Source organism: Nocardia sp. NPDC049526 (assembly GCF_044465765.1).
In the GTDB taxonomy this organism is placed as follows: domain Bacteria; phylum Actinomycetota; class Actinomycetes; order Mycobacteriales; family Mycobacteriaceae; genus Nocardia.
The window spans coordinates 95,873-111,664 of sequence record NZ_JBITMA010000022.1; the positions used below are offsets into that span (position 1 = coordinate 95,873).

Genomic DNA, 15,792 nt, shown 5'->3' on the forward strand with positions numbered 1-15,792 from the left:
TCGGCGCATCGGGGGGAACCCTGAGAAAATCTCTGATCTCTTTGGACCAAGCGGTCTCTTGTTTAGTCGCAGGGTGGACGGTAGGAGAGCTGGGGCAGGTAGCGCTGCCAGAGTTCGGGCGTCATCAGGGTGGCGGTCGCATGACAGATGCGTTCGATCGCGTGCTGCTCGTCCAGATCCCACAGTCGACGCTCGCCACCGCTGCTCGAGGCGGACAGATAGTCGCCTTGTGGATGGAATTGGATGAACCAGACGTTGGGGCCGGGCGGTGCGATGGAACTGGACATGAGGCGGGGATGACCGCGATCGGTGAAGTCCCACAACCGCACCGAACCGTCGTTTCCGCTGGTGGCCATGGTCGTGCCGTCGGGACTGAACGAGGTCGAGATGATCGCCAGATTATGTGCGGTGACCCGGTCACCGATCGGTTCGGGCGATGCCGGGTTACTGATGTCCCAGACCTGGAAGGTTTCGTTCGCCACGGTGACGGCGGTGCGGCCGTCGGGGTGCATGATCACGTCGAGCATCAGCGGCGAGTGCTCCGGCGGGGATGTACCCATCCGGACAGGGCGGTCCGGGTTCGAGATATCCCACAGTGCCAGCCTGGTTCGCAGGGCCATCGCAGGCGAACTCGGTTCGGACAGCGTCGCCTCGATGATCGCGAGGGTGGACCCGGTCGGATTGAATCCGATGGCTTGGACCTGCGCGGGAGCCACGGACGTCGGTGTTCCGAGCAGCACTGGGCGGGAGCGGTCCGCAATGTTCGCGAGTTGGAAGGCATCGACCTTGGGATCCAGAGTCTGCGCCGCCAGGGTCCAGTCGCGGTTGAAGCTCAGGCGCGACCATTGCGACGATGCGGCCTGCCAGTTGCCCGATATCCGAATGTTCTTCGGGTCGGAGAGGTCGACAAGGAACATCGGCCCCGTCGGACCGTCCCGCGCTATCAAAGACTTTCCATCAGGGCTCAGGGCCCGGATCGATGATCCCGGCTTCGCCCGGAATTCCCCGATCCGGACTGGTTCCCGGGGGTTACCGGTATCCCATATGACGAATGTGCCGTCGCTGGAATCGCTCACCATTCGGGTGCCGGTGGCATCGAATATCGGACTCCGACCCCAATCGGTGTGTCCATCGAGTACCGCAGGAGCCAGGGACCACAGCCGCACGACTCCCTCGGTGCCACCAACGGCCAAAGCCTTTCCATCCGAGCTGAATGCCAGCCCCGTCGGTTCACCGGTACAACGGGTGGGAATTCTCGCGTCGTTGAGGCAGCGGGACGGAATTGCCGACAGCTGGGCGCCCAGCGGGGTCGGCTGTGCGGGATCGGCGATATTCCATAGTTTCGCGCCGGTGGCACCACCGGTCGCCAGTGCGTGGCCGTCCGGGCTGAAGGCGAGCAGGGGGACGGGCTGCTGAACCACGTTATCCACCAGCGGATTTCCGAGCGGGCGCGGATGGGCGGGATCATCGGCGGCCCACAGCTGGGTCACGCTGACGTAGGTGTGTCGTACGGTCAGGCGTGGACCGGCCAGCGCGAAGACGGTGTTGTCAGGGCTGAATCGGATTGCTTCGACATCGTGGGTCACCTCGAATGGTGTTCCAACGCGGGTGATCTCCCCCGCGGCCGGGACCGACCACAATTCGACCGTCGCGATACTGCGGTCCCAGTCGCTGGTCGCGACTGCCAGTAGTCGCCCATTGCCGCTGAACGCGAACGCGGACAGGTCCCGATTGCGCGGCGCTGGGATGAACCGACCCTGGATCGGTTCGGCCGGGTTGCCGACATCCCATAGGGTGATGCCTTTGTCGCGCATGGACCCGACCGCCAGCGTCCGTCCGTTCGGACTGAAGGACACCAGATAACCCGTATCACTGGTGGTCGTCGGCGGTGATCCGAACAGCCGGGGATGCGCCGGATCACGGACATCCCACAGCTGCGGTCGCGGCGAAGTGCCGGTGGTTGCGAGCACCGTGCCATCCGGGTTGAATGCCATGGACATCGCCCCGGAAGGGGATTCGCGTAAAGGCTCGCCCAGCGGGTGGGGATGTCGCGGATCGGCGACGTCCCAGAGGCGGATGGTGTTGTCGTTGCTCGCGGAAGCCAGCACCCGGCCATCGGGTCGGTACGCGATGGTCCTGATCCCCTCGTCGTGTGCGACAAAGGGTGTTGCGAGGGCAAGGTTCTGGGTTGCGAGCAACCGTGCCCGCACCTCCGGATCGCCCGGCCTGAGTTGTCCGGCAACGAGATATAGCTGCGCGGACAGCGATGGATCGATTTGTTGTAGTCGATCAGCCTCTGCCAGTACGGATCCGAAGTTCTTGTCGTTGCGCTGCTGTTTGGTGAGCTCGACCTGCGCGTAGGCGACCGTGGCGAGTACGAGTAGGCCGACGCCGAGCATGGCGAGCACTACGCGGGTCACCGACGACCGTCTGCGGGTGTGCTTTCGCGCTGCTCGGGAATGCTCGAGGAAAGTGCGGATCTGGCCGCCGACCATGGGCGGATCGACATGACCGAGTGCGGTCTCGAGCCGGGTGCCCCGATAGAGCAGTGAGGGATCCCGTCCGGTCGAATCCCATTCCACGGCATCGGTTTCCAACCGCTGTCGAACCAGGTAGCCGACGCGGTCCTCATCGATCCAGGTGTGCAGTCGCGGCCAGGCGTCCAGCACGATCTCGTGGGTCAGGTACACCGAGTCGGAGTCGAGGGTGATCAGGCGGGTGCGGGCAAGCAGTTCCAGTGCGGCCGTGGCGGATACCGGGTCGGTGGTGCGCTGCAGCAGGTTCGGACGGACAGCGATGCGCCGGGTATCGCGTGAATCATTGGCGACGGCAACGAGTCCGAGCAGCACATCCTTCGCGGAGGACTGCTGGGTGTCGGATAGTTCGCTCCATGCCTGTTCGGCGGTGGCGGCGATGGAGCCGATGACACCGCCCGCCTTGCGATATCCGGCGACGGTGAGTTTGCGGCCTTCGCGGTGCTGCCAGGTGGCGGCCATGACGTGCGACAGCAGCGGGAGTGCGCCCGGATCGTAGCTCTGGCGGTTCTCGTGATCGCCGAGTCCGCAGAGTTCGGTGATCACCAGTTCTGCCAGGCCGGACTCCAGTTCGAGCCCGGCGTGGTTGGCCGGCCCGATCAGTGCTCGGTCCAGTTCGTCCAGCCGCATGGGGCCGAGTAGATAGCTCCGGTGTTCGAGAGCGTGCTGCAGGATCGGGTAGTCGAGGCACTGGGCGTAGAAATCGGCGCGCAGGGCGATGACGACGGTGAGGGCATCGTCGGCCCGAGTTGCACAGTGGTCCAAGACATTCAGGAAGGCTTCGCGCTCGCGTTCATCCGGGCAGGCGGTGAACAACTCCTCGAACTGGTCCACGATGAGCAGTCGGCGTTGGTCGGCGCTCCACTGGTCGAGTGCCGTGCACACCTCGTCGGCGGATGGCTTCGCTATCGCGTTGTCCGCGTGAAAAGCCTTCGCCAGCGCGCGGAGCGGCCTCGCCCCGGGTGTCATCGCGGCGGTCGACCAGTTGTCGGTGACGGCGGGTATGAGTCCCGCGGCCAATAGCGAGGACTTGCCCGCACCCGATGCGCCGATCAGCACTACGACGCCATCCGCGTCAGCGGCGGCCCCCTGGACCAAATCGACGAGTTCGGCGGTGGAGCGGGTTCTGCCGAAGAAGATGTCCCGGTGCTGCTTGCGATACGAGGTGAGTCCTAGGTAGGGACAGCCCGCGTCGTCTTCGTCATTCGGTGTCCAGGTGATGGCGGCCTGCCAGAGCCGTTGCCACTCACGCACTTCCAGCAACTGCCGACTGGTCTGCGACTCGGCCTTCTTGGCCAGGTCGATCAGGGTGAGCACCACCGGAAGCATCGATTCGAAGCGAGCCGGAACATTCCGCCCAGCCTTCCAATCGCTGATCCGCTGCACCGAAGCACTCGCGGCAGCCCTCGTGCCCTGCGCGGCCCGCATCCTCGCTTCGGCCGCCGTGGCCACCCGTCGCAGCGTCGGATTGCCCGCGGCCGCATAGAGATCGGCGAATCGTTGCGCGAAAACCGCACGCGGTGATCGGATTTCCCCCCGGGCCTCGGCGGTGGTGTCCCCTGCTACCACGTGCGCCCGATACTTTTGGGCGACACAGACATAGGGACAATTTAGCCGGTTCGAGGTGCAGGGGTCCGGGGTCGGGCGGCGGTGCGATCGTCGAGCGCACCGCCGCCCTGGTGCTGCCGGGTTACAGGAAGATTCGGTCTCCTGTTACCGCGTCGGCGGCGGTGACCTCGGGTGTGTCGGCGGTGAGGGTCACATAGGACTGGATGGTGAGTGGGCCGCCGCAGTTCTTGACCACCAAGTGGTAGTCGTGGCTGACCAGATAGCCGGTGCCGCCGAGAGCCAGGTTCTTGGTACCCACTTCGATCGGTTTGATCTCGCCGGGGCTGATCGACATGTCGAGGCCGACCCCGGCGTAGATCTTCGGGCCGATGCTGGCATCGAAGTTCGGTGACATCGAGTCGCCGCTGCCGCTGACACCGATGCTGAACCCGGCGTCGAAGCCGATCCCGGCCTGGATATCGACCGTGAGATCGAGATCGACCGCACAGGCGACCAGGTATCCCGCCTTCATGGCGCCCGTCGCATTCGCGGGGATGGCGCCGTAGAAGGTGTTGTCCAGGAACACCTCTCGATTGGTCGGCATTCCGTTGAGCGGGGGGACCGGGCGGAACTGTTCGTCCATATGGCCGACGGTGAGCTCGAATCCCCCTGGGCCCGAGTAGTTCTTCTCGTGCGGCGCCATCCCCTGGGCGGCGGCGAACGGCGCACCCGCCAATGCGATTCCGACCGAGGTGACCGCGGTGAGCAGTACCGATTTGATGTTCATGATTCCTCCCCGAACCTGTGCTCGGCCCCCTGCGGCGCGAGTCCCGGTGTTCAGTGGGACGTTTCCGACCCGGAACAAACGTATGGCGCGGGGCAGTGCGCTGCCGCGGCGATCGATCGGCTGGAATATGAAACGTGCTGGTAGATGCGGTCGTGACCAGTTATCCGGTCCGGCGGAGTGCGAATCGGCTCGGTTCGGGTCCCCGGTCCGCTCCGTGCGTCGCGCGACGGCTGAGCGGCGGATAAGAACGAGAGGTCAGCCCGGCTTTCTTGTCCGGACCGGACGCTCGCGCAGCCGTTAGGGCCGATGCTCCGGCTGTGGGCGGACGGTGAGGATCTGTTGGGCGTATCCGATTGGTCCGCGGGTGTCGTGCAGGACCGTGGAGGTGAGGCCCTGGCCGGTTCGGCCGAAGGTGACACTGGTGTCGAGGCCGGTCCATCGCCCCTCGGGTTGGCGATAGAGGTGGATGGTCAGGTCCAGGTTGGGGAACATCCATTTGGTGGGCTCCTGCCGGACGGCGATGCCGTTCGCGGTATCGACGAGGGCGATGTACGACGCGAGTGCGCTGGCTTGTTCGCCGGCCACCAGGTCCAGGTGCGTGCTGATCCACGCGGCGGTGCGTCCGGGCTGCGGAATGCCGACCGCGCGGGTGTCGAGGGAATTGATGTACCCGCCGGGCCACGCCGCGGTGAGTGGCCATGAGGGCACAGATTCGGGCTCCGGGAGCCGGTCGGGTTCGCCGCCCGCGACGTTATCGGTGTCGTGCGTGTCCAGGAACCATGCGCGCGCGGAAACGGTATCGCGGCCCCCGATGGTGACCGTCGCTCGGACGAGCTCGATGGTGCGGCCGGGCCGGACCGTCTCCACACGAATATCGAACTCTTCGAACGCGATTCGGCCGAGGATGTCGAAGCTGATGCGGCTCAGTACGAGGGCGGGGCGTTGTTCATGTGCCCGCACTCGTTCGATCTCGTGGACGACCAGCCCGCCGAGCGGGCTGAAGTGCTGTTCGTCGGTGGCCCAGGCGCCGCCCGCATGGCCGGTCGGGACGAAGCGGTGCTCGCCGACTCGTTCGAAGTAGCTGGACTCGGGTCCGGTCGTATCCGTCACAAATATCAACCTACGGGTCGAATTTCCGTCTAAACAGTCGGTAGATAATCTTTGTGGTCGATTTCACCGGCTTGGTCGAGTTCTCGACCGCTGAGTCCGTTTATGCGGTTCACGGTGGATTTTTCGACGGATGCCCCCGGATATGATCGGGCGATGGCATCGACTGTGGACGAGGCAGCTGCTCCCGCCGGGCGGGCGGCTCGTCGTCGTGATCGCCGCAAGGTGGAGATGATCGCGGCCGCGCTGCAGATCCTGTCCAGCAGCGGATATCAGGGCATGCGCTTCGAAGATGTGGCCGAGCGCACCGATATCGCGAAAGCCACGCTGTACCACTACTTTCCGAGTAAGGATGCGCTGGTCTCCGCGGCCTTGGAGAAGCTCACCACCGATGTCATGACCCGTCTCGGCGAAGCCCTCGACGCCGCGGCCGACCGATCCGCGACCGATCAGCTGCGCACGCTCGTCACCGAGCAGCTACACGTGCTGACGGTGCTGTACCCCGAAGTGGGCAAGCTCTTCTCGTTCCCCGCGCCGTGGCCGGACGAGCACAGCGAAGCCATCAAGACGATGCGCCGCCGCCACGACCAGATCTTCCGCGATGTCATCGACCGCGGCATCACCGCCCGCGAGTTCGATTGCCCGGACCCGTCGGTCGCCCTGCACTGCCTGCACGGCATCCTCAACCACGCCTCCATCTGGCTGCGCCCGGACGCTGATCCGGACAATCGAACTCGCGACGCCGTCGTCGACGCGGCACTGCGGCTGTTCCTCCGAGCCTGATCGCCGGTCGTCGCGAAGCGGCGAAGATCAGGGTGATTCCTGATGGTCGGTGTCGGTAGGCCGTGCCAGTATCGAAGGCATGTACCCGTCCGTGCCCGCGTTCGATGCTGCTCGGGGGGCCGATCCCCGGGGTTTCGGCGCCGCGCCCGGGTTCGCGCCAGGCCCCGGCCGCTTCGGCGCCGCGCCGGCCCTCCCGCCGACACCGCCGTATCCGCGGATGGTGCGGCGTTCGGGTGGCCGGATCGTCGGCGGTGTGGCCGGCGGTGTCGCCGATCACCTCGGGCTCGATGTGTTCAAGGTGCGGATGGCGTTCGTATTGCTGTCCGCGCTGGCGGGGGCGGGGATCGTCGCCTACGGGATGCTGTGGATCTTCACTCCGGGCGGCCACGATGCGGTGAAGCCGACCGGTAAGGAGCGCCGTCAGGCGATCGGGTTGGCGCTGCTCGGGCTCGGGCTCGCGGTCGGGGTGTCGTGGTTGTTCAGCGGTACCGCGGCGAAGGTGATCGTGCCGATCGTCGTGGTGGCGGTGGGTGCGGCACTGGTGTGGCGCGAGTACGACACAGACGGTCCGCGCTCGCTGCTCGGACTGCCCGCGCGCCCTTCGGTGGTGACCTGGTCGCGCATCGTCGCCGGGATCACCATGATCGTGCTCGGACTCGGCGTGGTGGTGCTGGCCAGGATCGATCTGAGCTCGCTCGGCTCCGCGCTGATCGCGGTGGCGGTCACATTGATCGGCGCCGGTCTGCTGACGGTGCCGCTGTGGCTGCGCATGATGCGCGCACTGAACGCCGAGCGCGCGGCCCGCATTCGCAATGAGGAACGCGAGGAAATCGCGTCCCACCTGCATGATTCGGTGCTGCAAACGTTGGCGCTCATCCAGCGTCAGGCCGACGATCCGCAAGAGGTGGCCCGGCTGGCGCGCAGTCAGGAGCGGGAACTGCGCCGCTGGCTCTTCGAGGATTCCGGGCCCGCGCAGTCGAGTCTGGCCGCGGCGCTGCGCACGATCGCGGGCGAGGTCGAGGATCAGCACGGGGTGAAGGTGACTCCGGTCACCGTCGGCGATGTGACGATGGACGGTGCCGACAGCGGGTCCGGCCTGCCGAAGGAGCATTTCACCGCATTGCTCGGCGCGAGCCGGGAGGCACTGGTGAATGCCGCCAAACATGCGGGCGTCCCGGAGATCGATCTGTTCGCCGAGGCGGAACCGCATCAGGTGAGCATCTTCGTGCGCGATCGCGGGGCCGGATTCGATATCGCGGCGGTGCCGCAGGATCGGCGGGGTGTCGCGAAATCCATTCGCGCCAGAATCGAGCGGCGCGGCGGTCAGGTGGAGATCCTGTCCACGCCCGGTCGCGGCACCGAAGTGCGGATCATCATGCCACGCACCGATTCCGGTGCCGATCGGGACCGGGCCGAGGCGGAACAGCCGGTCGGCGACGATCAGGTCGACGGAGTACAAGAGACAGTTCGCAACGCCAAGTGATCGCCCCGCTGATGCGACGCAGGTCGTAGCTCGATGACGACGGCTGCGGTGGCAGTTGTGGTACCGATGAAGTGCGGACGGCCTGCGGGCGGTCCGCGCGTCAGGGTGGGTCGACCCACCGAGGGTGAGGAGAAGTAGGTGACCGTGCGGGTCTTTCTCGTCGATGATCACGCCGTATTCCGTTCGGGTGTGCGGGCCGAATTGAGCCGGGAGACCGATATGGAGGTCGTCGGAGAGGCCGGGGGCGTGGCCGAGGCGGTCACCGGAATCAATGCCGCGCGTCCGGATGTCGTACTGCTCGATGTGCATATGCCCGACGGCGGCGGGGTCGCGGTGCTGGCCGGCATCGATGACGGTCCGGTATGCCTGGCATTGAGCGTCTCCGATGCCGCCGAGGATGTGATCGCGGTGATCCGTGCGGGTGCGCGCGGCTATGTGACCAAGACGATCTCGGGATCCGAACTGGCCGATGGCATTCGGCGGGTTGCCGGTGGTGATGCGGTGTTCAGTCCGCGGCTGGCCGGTTTCGTCCTCGACTCGTTCACCGGCAAATCACCGGTCCCGGAACCGCCGCTGGATCCCGAACTGGATTCGCTCACGCCGCGCGAACTGGAAGTGCTGCGGCTGCTCGCCCGCGGCTACACCTATCGGGAAATCGCGGAGAAGCTCTATATCTCGGTGAAAACCGTCGAGACACATGCCTCCAACGTGCTCCGCAAGACTCAGCAGTCCAACCGCAACGCACTCACCCGCTGGGCGCACCGCCGCCGCATCGACTGAGCCGCAAGCATTCCGGTTGCCGCGCACTTTTTCCATCGCCACGAAGGTTCCCGCGCCGGTTCGTGTCCGCTGCGCTGGTTCGTGCGTGGCGCGCTGGTTCGTGTTCGCTGCGCTGGTTCGTGCGTGGCGCGCTGGTTCGTGTTCGCTGCGCTGGTTCGTGCGTGGCGCGCTGGTTCCTGTCCGCCACGCTGGTTCGTGCGCGCGGCGTGAAGTCGCGCGGCAGCTGGAGAAGCTGTGGCGCAGCAGGTTCCGGTCGCAGCGATCACATCATCGCGATGATGATGGCAATGATGAGGATCAGGCCGATCAGCAGGCCGATGGCGATGGCGAGCGGGGCATTGCTCGGTTCTTTCGACTTCGCCTTCGGGCGCTGGGGTGCGGCGGCCGCTGGCCCCGACGGGTTGCTGCGGTGCGGGCGCGGCAGCGGAGTCGAGTGCGGGCTGCGCAGGCCCGATGCCGAATTGCGGGCGGCCCATGCCGGAATGGTGCCGTCCTCGGTGCGCACCGGGGCGCCGAGGATATACGGACCCGTGCCGGGACCGAATGCGGCGGTGAGGATTTCGTCCCGGGCCTCGGCCATGGTCGGCCTGCGCTGCGGGGCCGGTTCCATCATGTGCAGCAGCGCGTTGGTGAGCATGCCGCTGCGGCTGGGCGGGATGATCTGGGCCATGGCCGCGCGATAGACCACGGCATCGGTGTCGTCGTCCATACCGAACGGCGGTTGCCCCTCGATCGCGGTGTAGAGCGTGGCGCCGAGGGAGAACACATCGCTGGCCGTGGTCGGCTGCGCGCCGCGCGCCACCTCCGGAGGGAGATAGGCGGGGGTGCCGGTGATCATGCCGTCCGGTTCGTCGGAGTTGTCGGTCGCACCACGCGAGATGCCGAAGTCGCTGAGCTTGGCCATGCCGACGACGGGTCCGCGGTCGGCAACGAGGATATTGCCCGGTTTGATGTCGCGGTGCACGATGCCCGCAGCGTGCGCGGCCGCCAACGCATCGGCGACCTGCGCCCCGATCTGTGCCACCTCGATCGGCGGCAGGGCGTTCACCAGCGCCAATGCCTTTGCGACACTGCGTGATGGCAGATGTTCCATCACCAGCCACGGCTCGCCGGCCTCCAGCACCACGTCGTAGACGGCGATGGCGTGCTCATGCGAGAGCTTGGCCGCGACCCGGCCCTCGTGCATGATCTGATTGCGGATCTCATTGGCCTCCGCCTCCGGGAGTCCGGCGGTGGAGAGCACCTGTTTGATCGCGACATCCCGGTTGAGCAGGCGATCGTGTGCGAGCCAGACCGCGCCCATACCGCCGCCGCCCAGTTTCGACTGCAGACGGTAGCGGCCGGCAACCAGATAATCGGGGCCGACAATGGGACGAGCGCGTTCGGTCACGGTGCGAGGGTAGCGGAAAACGAGGCCAGCTGGCCTGATTCGCGCCGTGCCGGTTATTGCGTCAGTAGGCGATCCGGGTGCATTCCGTCCACCATGCCGATGAAGGGCGGATGAATGCTGTACCCGAGCATGCGCCGGATTTCGGGCGAGACCGCGCGCACCGTATCGCGACTGGTCGAGAGCGTGAAGGCCTCCTGGGTGCGCAACCACGGCTCGCAGTATTGCGCGGTGACGGCCAATCGCGAGCTCGCCGAGCGGTTCGCGCCGCCGCCGTGCCAGAGGGTGCCGAGAAAGAAGACGCACGATCCGGCGGGCATGACACCGGGCACGTGGACGTCGTCCTGCTGCGGTGTCCGGCCGTCCGGCCAGCGGTGACTGCCCGGGATCAGCATCGTCGCGCCGTTCTCTGCGGTGAATTCGTCGATCGCCCAGATGGTGGCCGCCGACAATGCTTTTCGTGGTCGCGGCACCGGATAGAAGCCGTCGTCGGGATGCAGGAGTTGGGCATTTTCGCCCGGGGCGATATTGATGGTCTGCAACTGTGACAGCAGATATCCGGGTAGCAGGAGTCGATCCAATAGGGCGAGCACGCGTGGATGGTCGACCAGCCGATCGACCATGCGCGTCTTGCCGAGCACGCTGTAGAGTCGCTGAGTCCGATGGCCCTCGAACGCATTTCGCCCATTCGGGCCGAGCAGGGGCAGGAGCTCTTCGCGAAGTGCCGCGCACTGCGCCGAGTCGAGCAGGCCCTCGAGAATTACGTAACCGTCGCGATCGAGGGCGGCGAGATCGGCGTCCACCTGCTCGTCGGGGACATCGCGTACTTCGTGGACTGTGCGATGGGTTCGGGACAGGTCACCTTCGAGGTCCTCGAGTCGTTCGACCTCTGGTTGTGCATTACTCATTGTTCTTCTTTCCCTGAGCCGGTTGCTCCGGCCACGAATTCCCACACTTGATCGGCGACGACGGCACGGTCCGGTCGCGGGCTGCGGGTGAGCGCCACCGCAACGGCCATGTGCACGCCACCGAGGACGGCCGCGACGAGCAGTTCCGGATCGCGGTCCGCGGGCACCATGCCCTGGCGCTGGCCCTGCGCCATATTTCGGATGCCGACCTCGATCGCCTGCTGCAGCCGTTGCCGTTCCACGCCCGCCGCTTCGGCGTCACCGAATCGTCCGAGTGCGACGGGGGCGAGCGGATCGTCGTAGAGGAAGTTCACCCAGGCCACCACGCGCGCGTGTTCGCGTTCGCGCCAATCCTTTCCGGCGAATTCCGCATAGGTGACGGTTTCGCCGAGGCGGTCGTAGAAGTCGGTGATGACGGCGGTGAGCAGTCCGCTGCGCGAGCCGAAGTACCGGTAGGGCAGTCCGACGCTGACCCCGGCGCGGCGGGCGACGGCGGCCACCTCGAGTTCGCCGGTTTCGCTCAGCTCCGCATGCGCCGCCTCCAACAGTCGCCTGCGTGCCGTCGCGCCGCGGCCGGACCATTCTTGGTCGCTCATGACTCCACCCCGCTGGCGCTCGGCTCCGTCATGACCGACATGTCGGCTGTGTCGCTGCGCTCGCTCATGACTCCGATTGTAAGTTGAGTTCAACTCAAAAACAACGGCAGCGTTGCGAAGTGATCGCGGTCGATGTGCGTACTTGACCGAAGTCGGGGGTGGGTTTCTACTAAGCGAGTATCGAACGTATATTCGATAGCGATCGATAGCTGGATCGGTGCTGAACCCTTGATCGTGGGGGTTCGGGCCGCGCTTCGCCTCGGGTCCATCGTTGGAAGTAGGTGGTTGTGATGGGTTCGGATGAGGATTCAGGGGCGGGGAGACGGCGGGACGGGATGCCGCCGAGGGATAAACCGACACTGGATGAGCTGCGCCGACGGATGGCGGCGATACCCGGGCGCGGGGAAGCGGCGGCCGAGCGGATTCCGCACGCCGCCGAATTGCGCAGAGAAGCACTTGCGGTGCCGCCTGCCCTTGCGGAGCTGTTGCCTGATGGGGGTCTGGTCAAGGGGTCGGTGGTGGCCTATTCGGGTGCGAGTTCGCTGCTGGCCGGGCTGCTCGCCGCGGTGACCGAGAGCGGTGGGCATGCCGCGGTGGTCGGGGTGCCGCGGCTCGGGCTGCTCGCCGCGGTCGAGATGGGCGCGCAGTTGCAGCGCCTCGCCGTCGTCGCCGATCCCGGGCCGGATCCGGTGGAGGTGGCCGCGGTGTTGCTCGACGGCCTCGATCTGGTGGTGCTCGGCCTCGCAGGCGCCGCCGTCGCCCCGTCCCGCACCCGCGTCCTCGCCGCCCGCGCGCGCAGCAAAGGGGCCACTCTGGTGGTCACCGACGGCCGCTGGCCCAATCCGTCCCTGCGCGTGGACACCCGCATCGCCGGGTACGGCGGCCTCGGTGCGGGCCGCGGCCGCCTCCGCTCGCTCCGCTTGGAGGTCGCGGTCCGCGGCAAGGCAGGCCCACCCTGCCACGGCCGAATCGAACTGCGCCCCAGCGCGAGTCGAGTGGAATGGGTGGCACTGGAAACGGTCACCGCGGCCGAGGAAACGACGGTCGAGGCGCACGGTGCGGCGTCATGAGCCGGCCCGTCGCGCCATGAGCTCGGCTGCACGAAGCGGCCTTTTCGTCGATTCGGGGTTTCGACGCGGAAGTACATGGGGTGCCCGGTCGCTACCCGGGGAGCCGGGGTGGTGATCCGGCCGAGTCGGGTGGGTGGGATGCGGGTGCTGGCGCTGTGGTGTCCGGACTGGCCGGCGGTGACGGCGGCGGCGGTGGCGCGGGTGCCCGCGACGCGGCCGGTGGCGGTGCTGTTCGCCAATAAGGTGGTGGAGTGTTCGGCCATTGCCAGGGCCGAGGGGGTGCGGCGTGGGCTGACCAAGCGGGAGGCGCAGGCACGGTGTCCGAATGTGTATGTCGCGCAGGTGGATCCGGATCGGGATGCGCGACTTTTCGAGCCGGTGGTGGCGGCCATCGATGCGACGGTGCCGGGAGTGGAGGTGCTGCGCCCGGGGCTGTTGGTGCTCGGTGCGCGGGGTGCGGCACGGTTTTTCGGGTCCGAGGAGGCGGCGGCCGAACGGCTCGTCGACGCGGCCGCCGCGGTGGGGGTGGAGACGCAGATCGGCATTGCCGACGAATTGTCCACGGCGGTGATCGCCGCGCGTTTCGCCGCGATCGTGCCGCCCGGCGACGGTGCGCGATTCCTGGCGCCACTGCCGGTGCGCGAACTCGCACTCGAACCGAGCCTGTCCGCACCGGAACGCATCGAGCTGGTGGATCTGCTGCACCGCCTGGGGTTACGGCGGATCGGCGATTTCGCCGCACTGACTCCGATCGAGGTCACCTCGCGCTTCGGCGCCGATGCCGTGCTGGCGCATCGCTGTGCCAGGGCCGTGCCGGAACGTCCGCCGTCCGCACGTCGTCCGCCGAGGGATCTGGCGGTGCAGTATCGCTGCGAGCCGCCGATCGACCGGGTCGATGCCGCCGCCTTCGCGGGGCGCATGCTCGCCACCCAGTTGCACGAGGCGCTGTCCAATGCCTCGATGGCCTGCACCCGGTTATCGGTGATCGCGGAAACCGAGGCGGGCGAACAACTTTCGCGTATCTGGCGATGCGCCGAACCGCTGACCCCGGAGGGCACCGCGGATCGGGTGCGCTGGCAGCTGGACGGCTGGCTCACCCGCCGCGACCGGCCCACCGCACCGATCACACTGCTGCGCCTGGAACCCGTCGAAGTCGTTGCGGCGAGCGCACTTCAGCTCGGTCTGTGGGGCGGCGTCGGCGAGGAGGACGAGCGGGCCCGCCGCGCCCTGATCCGGGTGCAGGGTCTACTCGGCGGCGAGGCGGTCCGAGTCGGCGTGCTCAGCGGCGGCCGCGGACCCGCCGAACGCATCACCATGGTCGCGCTCGGTGACGAGCCGATTCCGGCCGCCGACCCGGCCCTGCCGTGGCCCGGCCGCCTGCCCCGCCCCGCACCCGCGGTGATCCTGGTGAACCGTCCGGTGGTGCGGCTGGAGGCCGCCGACGGAACGCCCGTGCAGGTCACCGACCGCGGCCTCTTCACCGCCGACCCGGCCCTGCTGCGTTGGGGCAGCAAGCAGTGGCCCCTTGCGGGCTGGGCCGGTCCATGGCCGGTGGACGAACACTGGTGGACCCCGGAATCCGCCACCCTCTGCGCCGGAATCGCCGCCCGTATTCAGGTGCAGCTCGCCGGTGAACCGGCTGACGTCCGTGTCCTGCTGCTCATCTACAACGATCAGACCTGGCGCGCCGAGGGGCTTTACGACTGACTACGTGCGCGACCACACCAGCGCCAGCGTGAACGGATGTCCGCGCAGCTCCGCCCATTTCGGCTTGGCCGCGATCCATGCGTCATCCACCAGCGCCTCGGCCATCTCGGTCAACACCCAGCCCGCCGCGGATGCCGCCGACACCTGCTCGCTGATCAAGTGCAGATGCGTGCTGATCGCAACCGGCTCACCGGACGTGGGTGTGTAGTGCGTCGGCATGCCGGTCACCATCATGAACTGCGGGTGATAGCTGACCGTGACACAGGTGCCGCCGGGTGCGGCCAGCCGCCAGGCTTCGGCGTAGAAGGGCGTCAGCTCGTCCAGGTGTTCGTCGATCAGCGAGGAGATCACCAAATCGTATGCGCCACTTGCCAATCCGGTGTCACGCACATCGGCCTGAGTGAGTGTGGTGTGCACCCCACGCTCGCGTGCCCGCGCCAGCATCCCCGCGCTCACGTCGACGCCGTCGATATGGCGTATTCCCCGCTCTCGCAACCAAGCTCCGGTCCGCCCGGTCCCGCAGCCGAGATCCGCGGCGCGTCGCACCCCACCCCAGTTCGGTTGCTGTAGCCGATTCAGCAGCGCGAGATCCATCTCGTCCATGACGGTCCGCTCATACGTCGGTGCCCATCCGTCGTACCCGGCGGCGACGTCAACGGTGCGATAGTTGCGGCGATCGAAATCGGCGAAGGAGGGCATGTGCGCAGTATTGCCGCGATACCCCGGCATTCGCCAGACAATTTCGGCACCCGGATTGCTTCGCATGCCGAGCAGTAGGGTGCCCGTACCACCCAGCCCTGAGGACCCACAACGGAGCGAGTCTTACGGCGACCGTTCGCGGCCCGTCTCGCGCCCGAGCCGTCGAAGCGCATGCGACGACGCAGGTACGGGGCCCGCCTGCCTGGTGCGTGCCTGTCAGGTGTCGAGTGATCTGTCGTCGGTGACCCCCACGGAGGGAGTCTTACGAGCGACCGTTCGCGGCCCGTCTTGTGTCTGAGTCGTCGATGCGACGCAGGTACGGGGCCCGCCTGCCTGGTGCGTGCCTGTCAGGCGTCGAGTGATCTGTCGTCGGTGACCCCCACGGAGGGAGTCTTACGAGCGA

Annotated in this window: 12 protein-coding genes; 5 read left to right on the top strand and 7 right to left on the bottom strand. The window is 67.0% G+C overall.

The genetic code is table 11. The features are described from left to right. Positions 1-62: 62 nt before the first annotated feature. The 3 genes from ACIBW7_RS40175 to ACIBW7_RS40185 form a co-directional block, all read right to left on the bottom strand. On the bottom strand, positions 63-4,103 hold the full coding sequence (locus tag ACIBW7_RS40175) for an AAA family ATPase (RefSeq protein ID WP_397055871.1): 4,041 nt from the start codon (positions 4,101-4,103) through the stop codon (positions 63-65). A 121-nt stretch (positions 4,104-4,224) separates the two neighbouring features. After that, a complete protein-coding gene (locus tag ACIBW7_RS40180) occupies positions 4,225-4,869 on the bottom strand; it encodes an MspA family porin (protein WP_397055873.1) in 645 nt (214 codons plus the stop codon). Positions 4,870-5,166: 297 nt separating this feature from the next. Next, positions 5,167-5,979, bottom strand: coding sequence for a thioesterase family protein (locus ACIBW7_RS40185; RefSeq protein WP_397055875.1), 813 nt, complete (start codon positions 5,977-5,979; stop codon positions 5,167-5,169). Between the two features lie 153 nt (positions 5,980-6,132). Between ACIBW7_RS40185 and ACIBW7_RS40190 the strand changes: the two genes are divergently transcribed. From ACIBW7_RS40190 to ACIBW7_RS40200, 3 genes are all read left to right on the top strand, one after another. Next, positions 6,133-6,759: a TetR/AcrR family transcriptional regulator gene (locus ACIBW7_RS40190; RefSeq protein ID WP_397055877.1), complete on the top strand. Its 627-nt coding sequence runs from the start codon at positions 6,133-6,135 to the stop codon at positions 6,757-6,759. Between the two features lie 79 nt (positions 6,760-6,838). Then, entirely contained in the window at positions 6,839-8,242 is a 1,404-nt protein-coding gene (locus ACIBW7_RS40195) for a PspC domain-containing protein (protein ID WP_397055879.1), read from the top strand. A gap of 144 nt (positions 8,243-8,386) precedes the next feature. Continuing rightward, the gene (locus tag ACIBW7_RS40200) at positions 8,387-9,022 is read left to right on the top strand and encodes a response regulator (RefSeq protein WP_397055901.1); all 636 of its coding nucleotides are present in this window, start codon (positions 8,387-8,389) and stop codon (positions 9,020-9,022) included. Between the two features lie 262 nt (positions 9,023-9,284). Here ACIBW7_RS40200 and ACIBW7_RS40205 read toward each other — a convergent pair whose 3' ends face one another. The 3 genes from ACIBW7_RS40205 to ACIBW7_RS40215 are packed head-to-tail and all read right to left on the bottom strand — an operon-like array spanning position 9,285 to position 11,913. Further along, a complete protein-coding gene (locus tag ACIBW7_RS40205; protein WP_397055881.1) occupies positions 9,285-10,412 on the bottom strand; it encodes a serine/threonine-protein kinase in 1,128 nt (375 codons plus the stop codon). A gap of 53 nt (positions 10,413-10,465) precedes the next feature. Beyond that, a complete protein-coding gene (locus ACIBW7_RS40210; RefSeq protein WP_397055883.1) occupies positions 10,466-11,317 on the bottom strand; it encodes a phytanoyl-CoA dioxygenase family protein in 852 nt (283 codons plus the stop codon). Beyond that, positions 11,314-11,913 (bottom strand): TetR/AcrR family transcriptional regulator, encoded by a 600-nt coding sequence (locus tag ACIBW7_RS40215; RefSeq protein WP_397055885.1) that lies wholly within the window; start codon positions 11,911-11,913, stop codon positions 11,314-11,316. The genes ACIBW7_RS40210 and ACIBW7_RS40215 overlap by 4 nt, the downstream gene beginning before the upstream one ends. A 290-nt stretch (positions 11,914-12,203) precedes the next feature. Here ACIBW7_RS40215 and ACIBW7_RS40220 point away from each other — a divergent pair, with 290 nt between their 5' ends. Then, on the top strand, positions 12,204-12,983 hold the full coding sequence (locus ACIBW7_RS40220) for a hypothetical protein (protein WP_397055887.1): 780 nt from the start codon (positions 12,204-12,206) through the stop codon (positions 12,981-12,983). Between the two features lie 138 nt (positions 12,984-13,121). Next, positions 13,122-14,690, top strand: a complete 1,569-nt coding sequence (locus tag ACIBW7_RS40225; protein ID WP_397055903.1) for a DNA polymerase Y family protein — start codon at positions 13,122-13,124, stop codon at positions 14,688-14,690. Here ACIBW7_RS40225 and ACIBW7_RS40230 read toward each other — a convergent pair whose 3' ends face one another. Beyond that, a complete protein-coding gene (locus tag ACIBW7_RS40230; RefSeq protein ID WP_397055889.1) occupies positions 14,691-15,389 on the bottom strand; it encodes a class I SAM-dependent DNA methyltransferase in 699 nt (232 codons plus the stop codon). Positions 15,390-15,792: the final 403 nt, after the last annotated feature.